Here is a 15,865-nt window from a genome sequence, read left to right as displayed (position 1 = left end):
GGCCGGTCCGGCAGGTCAGCAGGTCAGGCGGTGCCGGGAGTGCTCCGGGCCTCGGCGAGGGCGCGCAGCGCACGGGCGTCCGCGACGGCCTTGCTCTGGGCGATGCCCGGCTGGATGCCGAGCGCGGGCAGGCTGGTGCCGTCGCTGAGGTCGAGATAGACCCAGGGGTCGCCGGGGCGGAGGTTCACCCGCAGGATCTCGGCCCACGCCAGCCGTCGCACCCGCGTGATGTTGACGACCGTGACGCCGTCCTCGTCCGCGACGACCTTGGGCCGGGCCAGCAGGTAGAGCACGAAGAGGAAGAGCCCCGCGGTGACGACGAAGCTGGCCCGCTCCCCCGCGCTGAGCCGGTCGAGGGTGAGCCCGACGGCGCTGATCACGGTGAACATGACCGTGCCGACGCACAGCAGCACGATGCGGGTGCGGCCGGGGCGGAAGGTGACGGGGAGCACGGGGGATCCGGGCTGGTGCGTGGACATGGTTCGCAGGGTCCTCAGAGCCGGCAGGCGTGGATGGCGGTGGTGAGGATGGCGCGGGCGCCCAGCTCGTACAGGTCGTCCATGACCCGCTGGGCCTCCTTGGCCTCGACCATCGAGCGGACGGCCACCCAGCCCTCGTGGTGCAGCGGGGAGATCGTGGGCGATTCGAGGCCGGGGGTGAGGGCGACGGCCTGTTCCAGGTGCTCGACCCGGCAGTCGTAGTCCATCATCACGTAGCTGCGGGCGACCAGGACGCCCTGGAGGCGGCGGAGGAACTGCTGCACCTTGGGGTCGTCGGACTCGGCGCCGGTGCGCCGGATGACGATCGCCTCGGAGGTCATGATCGGCTCGCCGACGATCTCCAGGCCGGCGTTGCGCAGCGAGGTCCCGGTCTCCACGACGTCCGCGATGACCTGGGCGACGCCCAGTTCGACCGCGGTCTCCACGGCCCCGTCGAGGTGGACGACGGAGGCGTCGATCCCCTGCTCGGCGAGGTGCTTGGCGACGACGCCCTCGTACGAGGTGGCGACGGTCATGCCGGTGAAGTCCTGGACGCCGCGCGCGGTGCCGGGCCGGGTGGCGTAGCGGAAGGTGGAGCGGGCGAAGCCGAGCTGGAGGATCTCCTCGGCGTTCGCACCGGAGTCCAGCAGCAGGTCACGGCCGGTGATGCCGATGTCGAGCCGGCCCGAGCTGACGTAGATCGCGATGTCGCGCGGGCGGAGGTAGAAGAACTCGACCTCGTTCTCGGGGTCCACGAGCACCAGCTCCTTGGACTCCTTGCGCTGTTGGTAGCCGGCCTCATGGAGCATCGCCGCCGCAGGCCCGGACAGTGAACCCTTGTTGGGGACGGCGATGCGCAACATGAGTGATCGGCTTCCTTCGTGTGATCTACGGATGCGTGCTGGGCGGATCGGGACGGGTCGTGCGTGGACGTGCGGTCGGACGGGAGGGTCGGTCGACGGGGCGGCTCAGAGGTGGGCGTAGACGTCGTCGAGGGAGATCCCGCGCGCCACCATCATCACCTGGACGTGGTAGAGCAGCTGCGAGATCTCTTCCGCGGCGGCTTCCTTGCTCTCGTACTCGGCGGCCATCCACACCTCGGCGGCCTCCTCCACGACCTTCTTGCCGATGGCGTGGACGCCCTTGTCGACCAGTTCGGCGGTGCGGGAGGTGGCGGGGTCGCCGGTCTCCGCCTTGAGCTGGAGCTCGGCGAAGAGTTCTTCGAAACTTTTGCGGGTCGTGTTCGCCATGATGGTCTCAGGGTACGGGGTCCGGGCGGCCCGCTCAGCGCCAGGGCTCGCTCACGGAGCGCAGCGTCGCCGCGGTGGCGACCGCGGCGGTCACCGCCTCGTGTCCCTTGTCCTCGCGCGACCCCTCGATGCCGGCCCGGTCCAGGGCCTGCTCCTCGGTGTCGCAGGTGAGCACTCCGAAGCCGATGGGGACGCCGGTGTCCACGGAGACCTGGGTCAGTCCCTGGGTGACGCCCTGGCAGACGTACTCGAAGTGCGGGGTGCCGCCGCGGATGACGACGCCGAGGGCGACGACGGCGTCGTAGCCGCGGCCGGCGAGGACCTTGGCGACCACGGGCAGCTCGAAGCTGCCGGGGACGCGCAACAGCGTCGGCTCGTCGATGCCGAGTTCCCGCAGGGCGCGCAGGGCGCCCTCGACGAGTCCGTCCATCACCTTTTCGTGCCACTGGGCGGCGACCACGGCGACGCGGAGGTCCCCGCAGTTTCGTACGGACAGTTCGGGTGCGCCCTTGCCGCTCACGCTTCTCCTCGGTGCAGATGTGGGTGGAGCTGAAATGGTGGGGGGGTGACGGGTGCTGCCGGTCCTACTGGGTGCTGCAGGTGGAGACCGCGCCGGGGTCGAGCCAGGGCAGGTCGTGCCCCATCCGATCGCGCTTGGTCCGCAGGTAGCGCAGGTTGTGCTCGCCCGCCTGGAGCGGCATCGGCTCGCGGCCGTGCACGGTCAGACCGTGCTCCTCCAGCGCACTGACCTTGTCGGGGTTGTTGGTCATCAGCCGCAGGCCGCGCACCCCGAGGTCGGCGAGGATCCGGGCGCCGGCCGCGTAGTCGCGGGCGTCGGCGGGCAGCCCCAGCTCCAGGTTGGCGTCCAGGGTGTCCCGGCCGCGCTCCTGGAGCTCGTACGCGCGCAGCTTGGACATCAGCCCGATGCCGCGGCCCTCGTGGCCGCGGAGGTACACCACCACACCCCGGCCGGCCTCGACGATGCGCCGCATGGACTCCTGGAGCTGGGGTCCGCAGTCGCAGCGCAGGGAGTGGAAGATGTCGCCGGTCAGGCACTCGGAGTGGACGCGCACCAGTACGTCGTCGCTGCCGTCGTCGCCGAGGTCGCCGTGGACGAGGGCGACGTGCTCGACGCCGTCGCGGGTGGAACGGTAGCCGTAGGCGGTGAACCGGCCGAAGGCGGTGGGCAGGTCGACCGCGGCCTCGCGCCGCACGGTGGGCTCCGAGGCGCGGCGGTAGGCGATCAGGTCCTCGATGGAGATGATCGTCAGCCCGTGCTTGCGGGCGAAGGGGATCAGCTCCGGCAGTCGCAGCATCACCCCGTCCTCGCCGGCGATCTCCACGATGGCGCCGGCGGGGCGCAGCCCGGCGAGCCGGGCGAGGTCGACCGCGGCCTCGGTGTGGCCGTTGCGGGTGAGCACTCCCCCGGGCTTGGCCCGCAGCGGGAAGACGTGGCCGGGGCGGACGAAGTCGGCCGGGCCCGCCGTGCCGTTCGCCAGCAGTTGCAGGGTGGTGGCGCGGTCGGCCGCGGAGATGCCGGTGGTCACGCCGTACCGGGGCGCGGCGTCGACGGAGACGGTGAAGGCGGTCTGCATGGACTCGGTGTTCCGCTCGACCATCTGCGGGAGGTCGAGCCGGTCGAGTTCGTCGCTCTCCATGGGGGCGCAGATCAGCCCGCGGCACTCGCTCATCATGAAGGCGACGATCTCGGGGGTGGCCTTCTCGGCCGCGATGACGAGGTCGCCCTCGTTCTCGCGGTCCTCGTCGTCGACGACGACCACGGGTCGGCCGGCGGCGATGTCGTGGATGGCCTGTTCGACGGGGTCGAGGGCGAAGTCCTCCACGTTGTCGGTGGAGTACCACGTGGGAGCCGTGGTCATGCCGGTGCTCCTTCCAGGGCGGGGGTGCGCGAGCGCAGCCACCAGTCGCGCAGGCCCCACAGGACGAGGGCGAAGTAGATCACGTAGACGAGGCCGGAGAAGGCCAGGCCGCTGTTGAAGGCGAGGGGCACGCCGACGAGGTCGACGAGGAGCCAGGCGAACCAGAACTCGACGAGTCCACGGGCCTGGGCGACCATCGCGACGAGGGTGCCGACGAAGATGTACGCGTCGGCCCAGGGGCTCCAGGACAGCGAGGGGTACAGGCTGAAGAGCCCGCCGACGGCGAGGGTGCCCACCAGCGCCCCGCCGGCGAGCAGTCCGCGCTCCTTCCAGGTGGCGAAGCGCACGGCGACGGAGCCGTCCTGCGCCCGGCGGTTGCCGCGGGTCCACTGCTGCCAGCCCCACAGGGCGAGCGCGATGACCAGGAGCTGCTTGCCGACGCCGCCGCTGAGCTGGGCGGAGGCGTACGCGGCGACGAGGACGGCGCCGGAGGCGAGCTGGGCGGGCCAGGTCCACACCGAGCGGCGCCAGCCGAGGGCGAGGGCGAACAGGCCGATGGAGCTGCCGATCATGTCGGACCACAGGATGTGCTGTCCGAAGGCGGTGAACGCCTCCGTGTTCAGCCAGGAGACGGCGCTCATCGAGCCGTCTCCCCGGCCGCGCGGGCGCCGAGCAGCCGCTCCACGTACTTGGCGATCACGTCGACCTCCAGGTTGACCGGGTCGCCGGGCTGCTTCACGCCGAGCGTGGTGAGGGCGAGGGTGGTGGGGATGAGGCTGACGGTGAACCGGTCGTCGCCCGCGTCCACGACCGTGAGGCTGACGCCGTCGACGGTGATGGAGCCCTTCTCGACGACGTAGCGGGCGAGCGGGGCGGGCAGCGCGATCTCCACGACCTCCCAGTGCTCGGAGGGGGTCCGGGCGGTGATGGTGCCGACGCCGTCGACGTGGCCCTGGACGATGTGTCCGCCCAGGCGTCCGCCGACGGCGGTCGGGCGCTCCAGGTTGACGCGCGCGCCGACGTCGAGCGCGCCGAGGCTGGAGCGCTTCAGGGTCTCGGCCATCACGTCGGCGGTGAACTCGCCGTCGGCCGTCTCGACGACCGTGAGGCAGACCCCGTTGACGGCGATGGAGTCGCCGTGCCGGGCGCCTTCGGTGACGAGCGGGCCGCGCAGGCGGAAGCGGGAGGCGTCGCCGAGGTCCTCGACTGCGGTGACCTCGCCCAGCTCTTCGACGATTCCGGTGAACACTTCAGCGCTCCTTGGGGGCGGTGGCGGGGACGGCGGTGATCCGCAGGTCCGGCCCGATGCGTACGGCCTCGGTCATGTCGAGCCGCAACGCTTCGGCGATCGTGCTGATTCCGGCGGGGCCGAGTGCGGCCGGGCCGGCGCCGAGGAGGACGGGGGCGAGGTAGCCGACGACCTTGTCGACCGCGCCGGCGGCGACGAACGCTCCGGCGAGGGTGGCGCCGCCCTCCAGGAGGACCGAGCGCACGCCCCTGGCGTGCAACTCGGCGAGCAGGGCGGGGACGGACAGGGCGGCGCCGGTGTGCGGGTCGGCGGGGAGCCTGACGACGTCGGCGCCGGGGATCTCGCTGGTGTCGGCGTCGGTGCCGACGGCGATCAGGGTGGGGGCCGCGTCGTCCAGGACACGGGCGTCCGGCCTGATCGTGGCGTGGGTGTCGAGGACGACCCGCAGCGGCTGGGTCGCGCCGTCGACGCCGCGGACCGCGAGGTGCGGGTCGTCGGCCTTGAGGGTGCCGGAGCCGACGACGACGGCGTCCGCCTCGGCGCGCAGCCGGTGGACGTCGGCCCGGGCCTCGGGGGAGGTGATCCAGCGGCTGGTGCGGTCGTCGGCGGCGGTGCGGCCGTCGAGCGTGGCGGCGTACTTCCACAGGACGTGCGGGCGGCCGGTGCGCACGGAGGTGAGCCAGGCGGTGTTGCCCGCCTCGGCTTCGGCGGCGAGCAGTCCGCCCTCGACCTGCACGCCGGCCGTGCGCAGGGTCGCTGCGCCGCCGGTGGCCCGCGGGTTCGGGTCGCCGACCGCGTACACCACCCGGTCGAGGCCGGCGTCGATCAGGGCGCGGGCGCAGGGGCCGGTGCGGCCGGTGTGGTTGCAGGGTTCGAGGGTGACGTACGCGGTGCCGCCGCGGGCTCGGTCACCGGCCGCGCGCAGGGCGTGGACCTCGGCGTGCGGGCCGCCGGCGCGCTGGTGGTACCCCTCGCCGACGACAGCGCCGGAGGCATCGGTGACGACGCACCCGACGACGGGGTTGGGGCTGGTCGCGCCGAGGCCGCGGGCGGCGAGCGCGACGGCTCGGCGCATGGCGTTGATGTCGGCGGTGGTGGCCACCGGGTCCTCCTGCCTCTTCGGGCACGGACTCCGGGGCGCGTCGATCGACGACAGGAACGGGTGGTGCACCGCGGCTGCGCCGGGCCGCGAAGGCGCCGACCGCCCGCGAAGGGGACGATCAGCGTCCGTACGGCCGACGTGCCGACAAGGGCCGCCCGCCGCGCACTGCCTCCCATCCGGACTTTCACCGTCGGTCCAGGAATTTCACCTGGTCAACCGACCGCTGGCGGCGGACGGGTCGCGGACTTTAACCGCCGGCTCGGAATTTCACCGACCCCGGAGTGCGCTACTGCTGATACGAACCCAGTGTGCCACGCGTGGCGATGAGCCAAACGGGTGACCTTCTGTGGGGTGACTCACAAGGGGGCGGGGATTCATTCCGGATCCAGGTCCGGGCGGCCGTTCAACTGAGCTTGTCCGCTGCCCTATTGACGCAATGGTCTAGTCCTTTTAGTCTCGGGCGCACTCCGCTCGCGCGCGGGGTGCGGACGCCCGGCGGTGGAGTCCCGGCCCTTGCCGCCGCCGGGCGTTCCCGTCGCGGCTCGGCCGCGGTGCGCGCGACGGCGCGACTCGCGGCGCCCAGCGGATACCGGGCCTCAGCCCAGCAGCCGGACCGGAGCGCCCGCCAGATGCGCCTCGATGTCCTCGACCGCCTCCCGGTAGTAGCCCTCGTAATTGCGCCGGGTCACGTACCCCAGGTGCGGCAGGGCGAGGAAGCCCGGGACCGTGCGCAACGGGTCGTCGGCCGGCAGCGGTTCCGTTTCGAAGACGTCCGCACCGGCGCCGGCGATCCAGCCCTCGCGCAGGGCCCGCAGCAGCGCCGTCTGGTCGACGATCGCGGCGCGGGAGGTGTTGACGAGCAGGGCGGTGGGCCGCATGCGGCGCAGTTCGGGCTCGCCGATCAGTCCGCGGGTGCGGTCGCTGAGCACCAGGTGCACGGAGACGACGTCGCTGCGCTCCAGCAGTTCCTCCTTGGAGGACGCGGCGACCACGCCCTGCGCGGCGGCGCGCTGGGGATCGAGGTGCTGGCTCCACGCCGTCACCTCCATGCCGAACGCGGCGCCGACCCGGGCCACCTGGGTGCCGATCTTGCCGAGTCCGAGCAGGCCGAGCCGCCGGCCGTGCAGATCGGTGCCGAGGGTCTGCTGCCAGGGGCCGCCGGAGCGCAGGGCCGCGTTCTCGACCGTGACGTGGCGGGCGAGGCCGAGGATCAGCGCCCACGTCAGTTCGGCGGGCGGTTCGGAGTTGCTGGCCGTGCCGCAGACCGTGATGGAGCGGGCGGCGGCTGCCACGAGGTCGAGGGAGGCGTTGCGCATGCCGGAGGTGATCAGCAACCGCAGCCGGGGCAGTCGATCGAGCAACTCGGCCGGGAACGGGGTGCGTTCGCGCATCACCACCACGATCTCGCACTCCCCCACCGCCCGGACGACCTCGTCGTGGGAGCCCAGGTGTTCGCCGATGAAGCGGATGTCGACGCGGTCGGCGATCCTCGACCAGTCGGCGAGCGAACGGGCGACCCCCTGGTAGTCGTCGAGTACGGCGCAGCGCAGCCTCGTCCTCACGTTCCCCGTACCGCTCATACGCCCCACGCTCCCCACGTCGTTCGATGGGCGGGAGCGTACCCCGGCGCGTGGTGCGGCCGTCTGCGCAACGGGGTGGCGTTGCCGGGCAACGGCAGGCGCGCGACGCACGTCCCGTCGGCCGCCGTCCGCCCGTGACCTGGGCGAACGGGCCGCACTGCGAGGCGGCGCCCGCCGCTCCGCGATTGCCAACGTTGCCGGTTCATCCATCCGCGGGCGCAACGCGCCCCCGGCACTCCATGCTGGGCTCGCCCTTCCGCGACCGTCGGGAGGACGTGGCGTCCCCACCGGTGTCCGGTCGGGCGAGACAAGGGAGGGACGCGATGGAACGACCGCTTCTGTCGCCCAGGTCCGCTCTGGTGCTGTTACTGGCCGTCCTCGCGGGCGTGGGGGCCGGGGTGCTCGCCGCGCTCGCGGGCGAGGGCACCGCACGCAGCGTGCTGTGCGGACTGGCCGCGGCCGGGGTCGCGGTGCCGTTCTTCAACGGGCTGGTGGCCCCCGAGGCGCCCGCACCGGCCCCGCCGGTGCACCCTTCGGGCCGGCCGGAGGGCGGTGAGGGGCATGGCTGAGCTGCGTCCGCTCGCCCCCGACCTGAGCAAGGAGTCCCGGGAACTGGCAATGGCCCTGCGCCGGCTGTTCCTGGGGCTGGAGGTGTCGGTGCGGCGGTACGCGGTACGGCGCGTCCGGGACGCCGGGACCTTCTCGCGCTACCTCAGCGGCACCCGCGTACCGCCGTGGGAGGTGGTGATGGACCTGTTCACCGATCTCGCGGAGCACCTGGGCGTCGCGGCCACCCCCGACGCCATCGAGCTGGTGCGGACGCTGCACCGCGCCGCGGTGGCGACCGCCGGTTCGCCCCGGCACGCCGTGGAGGTGCTGGAGCGGCAGTTGGCCGACGCCGACCGGGTCTCGCGGCGGCAGGCCGTGCGCGGTGACGTGCTCGGTGAGGCGCTGCTCGACCGGCAGCACCGGATCGCGGACCTGGAGGTGCGGCTGCGGCAGCTGGAGGCCGAGTGGAGCGTCGAGCGGGAGCGGGCCGACCGGTTGGCCGCCGCGGCTCCCGAGGCGTCGGACCTGCTGCGGGAGCGCGACGAACTCCGCGGCGAGGTGGGCCGGCTCAGCGAGGAACTGGCGGCGACCCGGCTCCAGCGCGACCGGGCGGAGGAGCGCTGCGGGCTCCTGGAGCGTCAACTGGAGGCGGTCGAGGGCGTGGCGGCGACCACCGCGGGGCCGGCGGCAGCGGTGGGACCCGCCGGGCCGGCACCAGGCGTCGAGGGCCTGCCGACGCTGACGCCGCCGTACGCCGGTCCGCTGCCCGAGGACCGCACCCTGCCGAAGGTGCTGGTGGTGGACGACCAGCCGGACAACCTCCTGGCCATGACGGCGGTGCTGTCGACGCTCGACCAGGAGCTGGTGGCGGTGTCGTCGGGGCGCGAGGCGCTGAAGGCGCTGCTCGACCACGACGACTTCGCGGTGATCATCCTGGATGTGCAGATGCCGCTGATGGACGGGTACGAGACCGCGGCGCACATCAAGCGGCGCAGCCGGAACTCCAACGTGCCGATCATCTTCCTCACCGCGATGGGCGCCGACCCCGAGCACTCGGCCCGCGGCTACGCGGCGGGCGCGGTGGACTACATCGGCAAGCCCTTCGACCCCTGGGTGCTGCGAGCGAAGGTGGCCGTCTTCACCGGCATCTACCTGGAGCGACGCGCGGCGGCCCGCGTGAGGCACTGACCGGCCCCGTGTAGTCCCGTCCGGATGGCCTGGGCCCGGCGCCCTCAAAAACGCCTGCCTTAGGGCGTGTCTTATGGATCAGGCTGGGTGAGTGAGCGGGGTCTGGTGCCATGGATCGCAAGGCGGAGGATGGGGGTACTCCCCCACGGCTACGCGTGGGGGCGCCCCCACCCGGGCCGCCAGGCCCCGGGGGAGAATCGACACGGAGTGTCGGTGACCGACGAGAACGCGGCGTGGGGGTACCTCCCGGGCCGAAGGCCCAGGGGGAGCGGTGCCAGGGCACGCGAGCCCAGCAAGATCCATAAGACACGCCCCAGCCGCAGACAAAGGACGGGGGCAGCACATCAGGGACGCGGGGAACTGCGCGACAAGTCCACCACCGGGCCGCGGAGACCAACGCTCCCGCACGGTGACGGCGGCTACGTCCAGAGGCACAGGGGTACCAAGGGGCCAGACGGGCGCGGGCGCGGCCTATGCGCCCGGGGCGAAGACTTCCTCCTGCGCCCGGTCCCGCGCGGTCAGCAGCGCGCCGAGGACGATCGCCGAGCCGCCGAGCTGACCGGGGCGCACCTCGGTGGAGAGCGGGTTGAGGCCGACCAGCCGGGCGGCCACCCGGGACGCCAGTTCCGCGCCGCCCGCCAGCCCGGTCTCCCCGCCCAGGACCACGCAGCCGGGGTCCAGCACGGAGACCACCGCGGCGGCGCCGACGGAGATCCGGTCGGCGAGGGCGTCGAGGAAGCCGTCCTCGCCCGCGGCCACCGCCTCGGCGACCACGGCCGCCGCCGCGGGTGCCGGCGCCTCGCCGACCTTCAGCCCGTGCTCCTCGGCGAGGGCGCAGATCGCGGCCGATCCGGCGAGGGAGTGGAAGCCGCCGGCGCAGTCGGCGGTGGACGGCAGCCCGCCGGTCCCCGGCACGGGCAGGAACCCGATCTCGCCCGCGCCGCCCGAAGCCCCCCGGCGCAGTCGACCGTCGAGGAAGAGGCCGGCGCCCACGCCGACGCCGAACCAGAGGAAGGCGAAGGTGTCGCGGTCGCGGGCGGCGCCGGCCCGCTGCTCGGCCACCGCGGCGAGGTTGGTCTCGTTCTCCAGCACGATCCGTGCGGACAGCCGGTCCTGGAGGGCGGCGACCAGACTGCCGTGCCAGCCGGACAGGCCCGAGTTCCGCAGCTCGCCGGTGACGGGGTCGATCAGCCCGGGCGCACCGATGGCCACGGTGTGCAGCCGGGACGCGCCCGCGTCGGCCGCGGTGCGCTCCAGCAGGGCGACCGCGGCGGCGACCGCGGGTCCGGTGGCGGTGCCGGCGTCGATCGGCAGGGACGCTTCGGCGAGCGTGCGGCCGAGCAGGTCGGCGACGACGAGGGAGACGCCCTGGGTGCGCACGTCGAGCGCGGCGAGGTGGGCCCGGTCGGCGACGATCCCGTACACCCGCGCATTGGGCCCGCGCCGCTGTGCGCCCGCCTCGCCGACGACGCCGATCAGCCCGGACGTCTGGAGCCGCTCGACGAGGTCCGCGATGGTGGGTCGGGAGAGCCCGGTCAGGGACTTCAACTGCCCTGCCGTCAGCGGACCTTCGTCCTGGAGGAGGCGGAGGGCGAGGCGGTCGTTGATGACCCGGGCGGTGCTCGGGGATGCGGCCATGTCGGAATCCTTCCAGATCGATTCCCCCCGGCCAGACGAGGGGCGCTGCGGAGCGCGGACGAAAAACGACTGGCACACGAGCTAACTATCAGGCAAGGTTCCTGATAGTTTACGCCAGGCAGGCAGCCACCAACTGGGAGGGGCAGGGCATGGGGGACGTGAAGGTCGAAGGCCCACAGAGGCTGAGGCGGGCGCGGTTCGCGCTCGCCGCGGTCTTCTGCGTGCACGGCTCGGTGACCGGCAGCTTCGCCACCCGGATCCCCTGGATCCAGGACCACGCCGACATCAGCGCGGGCCAACTCGGCCTGGCGCTCGCCTTCCCCGCGGTGGGCGCCTCGCTCGCGATGCCGCTGGCGGGCGCGGTCAGTCACCGCCTCGGCGCCCGCACCGCACTGCGCCTCACGCTCGCCCTGTGGACGCTCGCGCTGACGCTGCCTTCCCTCGCGCCCAATCTGCTGGGCCTGTGCGCCGCGCTCTTCGTGTACGGCGCGACCTCGGGCATGTCGGACGTGGTGATGAACGCGCTCGGCGTCGAGTTGGAGAACCGCCTCGACCGTTCGATCATGTCGGGGCTGCACGGGATGTGGAGCGCCGGCGCGCTCGTCGGCTCGGCCGGCGGCACCCTCGCCGCGCACCTCGACACCGACGCCCGGGTGCACCATGCGCTCGCCGCCGCCGTGCTCACCGTACTCGGCCTCCTGGCCTGCCAGTTCGTACTCGACCAGCACAGCGCCCCCGACGAGGAGCCGCCGCCGCGGTTCGCCCTGCCGCCCAAGTCGGCGGTGGTGATCGGCGCCATCGGGTTCTGCGCGGTCTTCGCCGAGGGCGCGAGCCTGGACTGGTCCGCGGTCTATCTGCGCGACGTGCTGGACACCTCGCCCGGCCTGGCCGCCGCTTCCACCACCGCGTTCGCCCTGACCATGGCCGCGGCGCGACTGGCGGGCGACCGCGTCGTGGACCGCTTCGGACCGGTGCGCACGGTCCGTACGGGCGGGGTCCTCGCCACGCTCGGCGGACTGCTCGTGGTGAGCGCCCCGCACCCGGCGGTGGCCCTGACCGGGTTCGGCTTCCTGGGCCTCGGCGTCGCCGTCGTCGTCCCGCTCGCCTTCGCGGCGGCCGGGCGCAGCGGCCCGCGCCCCAGCCAGGCGATCGCGGGCGTCGCCACCATCACGTACACCTCGGGGCTGATCGCACCGTCCGCCATCGGTGCGGTCGCCGACGCGACGAGCCTGGTCGTCTCCTTCGGGCTGGTCACGGCCCTGGCGATGGGGCTGGTGCTGGGTGCAGGGGTGCTGCGCTCGGCCGGGCGGACGAGTACGGGGCCGGCGTCGGCGGATCCCGCCGCCCCCGCCGACCGCACCATCGCCGAGCGCAGCCCCTGACCGGTGGGCGCTGCTCGCGGCGCCCACCCCACAGTCGGCCCCGGGCGGACCCACTGCCACCCCGTCCGCCCGGGGCCCCTCTCCACGTCCGCCGGTGACGCACTGGCGGACGTACCGCCGGCCAGCCGGCGATCGAGTCGACTTGCTCGACGGCCAGCTCCGGGTGACACGTCCCGTGGGCGCACTTCACGAACCGAACCCGCGCGGGAACTTTGGCTGAAACATGCCACTACGATTGCGCCGGCGCCGAGCCGACGTCGTACGACGTCGGCACCGCACCGCAGCAGACGACCGCGAAGACGTGAAGAAGTGGAGCCGCCCGTGAACCTCGGCGTGCGCTGGACCCTGCACGGCGACGGGCGGACCCCCGCTCCGGGCGCCGTCGTACGCCCCGACGAACGGCTCTCGTGGCCACGCACCGCGGGCCTGGGCGCCCAACACGTGGTGGCGATGTTCGGGGCGTCCTTCGTGGCCCCGGTCCTCATGGGCCTGGACCCGAACCTCGCGATCATGATGTCCGGCGTCGCGACGATGATCTTCCTGTTGGCCACCCGCGGGCGGGTGCCCAGCTACCTCGGCTGTTCGCTCTCCTTCGTCGGCGTCGCCGCCGCGATCCGGGCGAGCGGTGGCGACAGCGCCACCGTCACCGGCGCGGTCTTCGTCGTCGGCGTGGCCCTCTTCTTGTCCGGCCTCGCGGTGCAGCGCTTCGGCGCGCGGATCATCCACGCGGCGATGCCGCCGATCGTCACCGGCGCCGTCGTGATGCTGATCGGCTTCAACCTCGCACCGGTCACCGCCAGCACGTACTGGCCCCAGGACCAGTGGACCGCCCTGCTGGTGATGCTGTTCACCGGGCTCGCGGTGGTGTGTCTGCGCGGCTTCTTCTCCCGGATCGCGATCTTCCTCGGTCTGCTCTTCGGCTATCTGCTCTCCTGGGTCCTCGACCGGGTCTTCGGCAAGATCAACTCCCCGGTCGGCGGCGAGGTGGTCGACCACTGGCGGCTGGACCTCTCCGGCGTCGGCCAGGCGGAGTGGATCGGCCTGCCGTCCTTCCACGCCCCCGCCTTCGAGTGGTCGGCGATCCTGGTCGCCCTGCCGGTGGTCATCGCACTGATCGCGGAGAACGCCGGGCACGTCAAGGCCGTGGGCGAGATGACCGGGGACCGCCTCGACGACAAGCTGGGCACGGCCATCGCCGCGGACGGCGCCGCGTCCATGCTCTCCACCGCCGTGGGCGGCCCGCCGAACACCACGTACTCCGAGAACATCGGCGTCATGGCGGCCACCCGGGTCTATTCGACCGCCGCCTACTGGGCCGCGGCCGTCTTCGCGCTGCTCTTCGGCCTCTGCCCCAAGTTCGGTGCGGTCGTGGCCGCGATCCCCGGCGGGGTGCTCGGCGGCATCACCGTCATCCTGTACGGAATGATCGGCCTGCTCGGCGCGCAGATCTGGATCAACGCCAAGGTGGACCTGCGCAATCCGCTGAACCTGGTCCCCGCGGCGGCGGGCATCATCATCGGCGTCGGCGGCGTCAGCCTGAAGATCACCGACGACTTCGAGCTCGGCGGGATCGCGCTCGGCACCATCGTCGTCATCACCGGCTACCACGTGCTGCGGGCCTTCGCCCCGGCGCACCTGAAGTCCGAGGAGCCCTTGTTGGACGCGGGCACCTCCAGCTACGACGAGAACGGGACGGGCGACGCCAACGGCAAGGACGCCCGCGCCTAGGGTTTTTGCGCCCTTTGCGGGCCGTCTGTGGCTTATCGCGTATTTGCCCGCGCCCCTGAAAGCCCGTCCGTGCCCCGCAGACGAGATGTAAGGGCAGCACATCAGGGGCAGGAACCGCGCGCACAGCCCCCAACCGGGCCGCAGACGTCATCACCGCGCCCGCCGGGCCGACCGGAGGGTCGCGCCGGGTACGGCATGGGCGGTGCCCGGCGGGAGCGTAGGCCATTCCGGGGAACTCCCAGGAGGCGGGCCCCCGATCGGGTCCGCGGCCTGGGACGCTGCCCGAATGATCCGGATGCAACGGTCCACCGCACCCGACGTGGCGGACGTGGCCGCCGAGATGCGCGACCTCGGCGCCCGCTGGCCCGCCGCCGACGGCGTCGCCGTCTTCAACCGCGTCTATCTGGCGGTGACCGAGGAGATCGGTCGCCGGGTGGACGCGGGCGAGTTCCCCGACCGTCGCGCCGCGGTCACTCTCGACGTGCTCTTCGCCCGGCACTATCTGACGGCCGTGCGGCTGGCGGAGTCGGGCGGTCGGCCGCCCGACTGCTGGCGTCCGCTGTTCCACCACCGTCGCCACCCGGGGGTGCGGCAGGTGCAGTTCGCGCTCGCCGGGATCAACGCCCACATCGGGCACGACCTGGCGCTCGCCGTCGTCGACGCCTGCCACGCCCTCGACTGTGCGCCGCCGGAGCTGGAGAACGAGTTCGACCAGGTCGGGGACGTGCTCACCCTGCTGGAGGAGCGGATCCGCGAGGACCTGATGCCGGGGCCCGACCTCCTGGAGGTCGCCGATCCGCTGACCCATCTGATCAGCGCCTGGAGCCTGGACCGGGCCCGTGACGCGGCCTGGTCGGCGGCCCGGCTGCTGTGGGGCGTACGGGAACTCCCGGGACTGGCAGAGGAGTTCACCGAACGGCTGGACACGGGCGTCGGGCTCGTCGGGCGCTGTCTGCTCACGCCCTGGCCCGTCGCCGCTCCTCAGTGAACCGCGCGCTCAGGCGTTCGTGCCCGCGTCGACGGTGAGGGCGGTGCCCGTGACGAGCCGGCCGCCGGGCCCCGCCAAGTACGCCACGGCCTCGGCCACGTCGTCCGCGGACAGATAGCTCCCGAGCGCCGCGTGCCGGCGCGACTCGTCGGCGCTCGGGCCCTCGGCCGGGTTCATGTCGGTGTCCGTGGGTCCGGGCTGCACCACGTTGACCGTGATGCCGCGCGGTCCGAGGTCCCGGGCGAGCGCACGGGTCAGCCCGGTGAGCGCCGACTTCGTCATCGTGTAGAGCACGGTGCCGGTGATGGGCACGTAGTCCGCCAGGTTGGTGCCCGTGTTGATGATCCGGCCGCCCCGCGGCAGGTGTTCCAGCGCCGCCTGGATGGCGACGAAGGGCGCCTTGACGTGGATCGCCAGGGCGCGCTCCAACTCCTGTGCGGTGACGTCCTCGACGGGCCCGTACGGGAAGATGCCCGCGTTGTTGACGAGGACGTCGAGCCGGCCGAGCTCCGCCACCGTGCGCGCCACGGACGCGGTGACCGCCTCCGCCCGCGCCGCGTCCGCCTCGATGGCCACCGCCCGCCGCCCCAGCGCCTCGACCTCGGCCACCAGCGCCTTCGCCTTCACCTCGCTCGACGCCGAGACGTACGTGAACGCCACGTCCGCGCCGTCGCGCGCCAGCCTGCGCACGATCGCCGCCCCGATCCCCCTGCTGCCGCCCGTCACCAGAGCGACCCGGCCCGCCAGTGCACTCATCTCGCGCCCCCAATTCCGTATCGATTGACACAGAAATATGAGCACGGACGTTCGAGCACGTCAAGGTATATTTTTACCGAGCGACACAGAAATGGC

At 72.9% G+C, this 15,865-nt stretch carries 16 protein-coding genes and 1 riboswitch; of the genes, 5 read left to right on the top strand and 11 right to left on the bottom strand.

Going from position 1 to position 15,865, the window contains the following annotated elements:
- Positions 1–23 precede the first annotated feature (23 nt).
- From AB0E05_RS26040 to AB0E05_RS26000, 9 genes are all read right to left on the bottom strand, one after another.
- Entirely contained in the window at positions 24–479 is a 456-nt protein-coding gene (locus tag AB0E05_RS26040; protein WP_361967613.1) for a PH domain-containing protein, read from the bottom strand.
- A gap of 14 nt (positions 480–493) precedes the next feature.
- Positions 494–1,342 (bottom strand): ATP phosphoribosyltransferase, encoded by an 849-nt coding sequence (hisG, locus tag AB0E05_RS26035; protein WP_361540987.1) that lies wholly within the window; start codon positions 1,340–1,342, stop codon positions 494–496.
- A gap of 105 nt (positions 1,343–1,447) precedes the next feature.
- A complete protein-coding gene (locus AB0E05_RS26030; RefSeq protein ID WP_361967610.1) occupies positions 1,448–1,729 on the bottom strand; it encodes a phosphoribosyl-ATP diphosphatase in 282 nt (93 codons plus the stop codon).
- Positions 1,730–1,763: 34 nt separating this feature from the next.
- On the bottom strand, positions 1,764–2,249 hold the full coding sequence (ribH, locus tag AB0E05_RS26025; protein ID WP_361540981.1) for a 6,7-dimethyl-8-ribityllumazine synthase: 486 nt from the start codon (positions 2,247–2,249) through the stop codon (positions 1,764–1,766).
- A gap of 64 nt (positions 2,250–2,313) precedes the next feature.
- Positions 2,314–3,609: a bifunctional 3,4-dihydroxy-2-butanone-4-phosphate synthase/GTP cyclohydrolase II gene (locus tag AB0E05_RS26020; protein WP_361967607.1), complete on the bottom strand. Its 1,296-nt coding sequence runs from the start codon at positions 3,607–3,609 to the stop codon at positions 2,314–2,316.
- Positions 3,606–4,250 carry a nicotinamide mononucleotide transporter family protein gene (locus tag AB0E05_RS26015; protein WP_361967605.1) on the bottom strand — a complete coding sequence of 215 codons (645 nt, stop codon included), beginning with the start codon at positions 4,248–4,250 and terminating at the stop codon, positions 3,606–3,608. Before AB0E05_RS26015 ends, AB0E05_RS26020 begins: the two co-directional genes overlap by 4 nt.
- Positions 4,247–4,858: a riboflavin synthase gene (locus tag AB0E05_RS26010; protein ID WP_361967603.1), complete on the bottom strand. Its 612-nt coding sequence runs from the start codon at positions 4,856–4,858 to the stop codon at positions 4,247–4,249. The genes AB0E05_RS26015 and AB0E05_RS26010 overlap by 4 nt, the downstream gene beginning before the upstream one ends.
- A 1-nt stretch (position 4,859) precedes the next feature.
- A complete protein-coding gene (gene ribD / locus AB0E05_RS26005) occupies positions 4,860–5,960 on the bottom strand; it encodes a bifunctional diaminohydroxyphosphoribosylaminopyrimidine deaminase/5-amino-6-(5-phosphoribosylamino)uracil reductase RibD (protein WP_361967601.1) in 1,101 nt (366 codons plus the stop codon).
- A 158-nt stretch (positions 5,961–6,118) separates the two neighbouring features.
- Positions 6,119–6,249: riboswitch (FMN riboswitch) on the bottom strand.
- A gap of 307 nt (positions 6,250–6,556) precedes the next feature.
- Complete coding sequence (locus AB0E05_RS26000) at positions 6,557–7,540, bottom strand: D-2-hydroxyacid dehydrogenase family protein (RefSeq protein WP_361967599.1); 984 nt, start codon at positions 7,538–7,540, stop codon at positions 6,557–6,559.
- Between the two features lie 323 nt (positions 7,541–7,863).
- On the opposite strand from AB0E05_RS26000, the gene AB0E05_RS25995 reads away from it, so the two are divergent.
- Both AB0E05_RS25995 and AB0E05_RS25990 read left to right on the top strand, forming a co-directional pair.
- Positions 7,864–8,109 (top strand): hypothetical protein, encoded by a 246-nt coding sequence (locus AB0E05_RS25995; RefSeq protein ID WP_361967597.1) that lies wholly within the window; start codon positions 7,864–7,866, stop codon positions 8,107–8,109.
- Positions 8,102–9,277 carry a response regulator gene (locus AB0E05_RS25990; protein WP_361967595.1) on the top strand — a complete coding sequence of 392 codons (1,176 nt, stop codon included), beginning with the start codon at positions 8,102–8,104 and terminating at the stop codon, positions 9,275–9,277. Before AB0E05_RS25995 ends, AB0E05_RS25990 begins: the two co-directional genes overlap by 8 nt.
- A 471-nt stretch (positions 9,278–9,748) precedes the next feature.
- On the opposite strand, the gene AB0E05_RS25985 is transcribed toward AB0E05_RS25990, so the two are convergent.
- Positions 9,749–10,915 carry an ROK family transcriptional regulator gene (locus AB0E05_RS25985; protein ID WP_361967593.1) on the bottom strand — a complete coding sequence of 389 codons (1,167 nt, stop codon included), beginning with the start codon at positions 10,913–10,915 and terminating at the stop codon, positions 9,749–9,751.
- Positions 10,916–11,064: 149 nt separating this feature from the next.
- On the opposite strand from AB0E05_RS25985, the gene AB0E05_RS25980 reads away from it, so the two are divergent.
- The 3 genes from AB0E05_RS25980 to AB0E05_RS25970 all read left to right on the top strand — a co-directional run bounded on the left by AB0E05_RS25980 (position 11,065) and on the right by AB0E05_RS25970 (position 15,013).
- Positions 11,065–12,297, top strand: coding sequence for an MFS transporter (locus AB0E05_RS25980; RefSeq protein ID WP_361967591.1), 1,233 nt, complete (start codon positions 11,065–11,067; stop codon positions 12,295–12,297).
- A 321-nt stretch (positions 12,298–12,618) separates the two neighbouring features.
- On the top strand, positions 12,619–14,025 hold the full coding sequence (locus AB0E05_RS25975) for a solute carrier family 23 protein (protein WP_361967589.1): 1,407 nt from the start codon (positions 12,619–12,621) through the stop codon (positions 14,023–14,025).
- Positions 14,026–14,320: 295 nt separating this feature from the next.
- Complete coding sequence (locus AB0E05_RS25970) at positions 14,321–15,013, top strand: DUF5995 family protein (protein ID WP_361967700.1); 693 nt, start codon at positions 14,321–14,323, stop codon at positions 15,011–15,013.
- 9 nt (positions 15,014–15,022) lie between these two features.
- On the opposite strand, the gene AB0E05_RS25965 is transcribed toward AB0E05_RS25970, so the two are convergent.
- Positions 15,023–15,769 (bottom strand): SDR family oxidoreductase, encoded by a 747-nt coding sequence (locus AB0E05_RS25965; protein WP_361967587.1) that lies wholly within the window; start codon positions 15,767–15,769, stop codon positions 15,023–15,025.
- Between the last annotated feature and the right edge of the window lie 96 nt (positions 15,770–15,865).

Source organism: Streptomyces sp. NPDC048057 (genome assembly GCF_040653095.1).
Taxonomy (GTDB): Bacteria; Actinomycetota; Actinomycetes; order Streptomycetales; family Streptomycetaceae; genus Streptomyces.
This window is presented reverse-complemented; position numbering and strand designations above follow the sequence as displayed.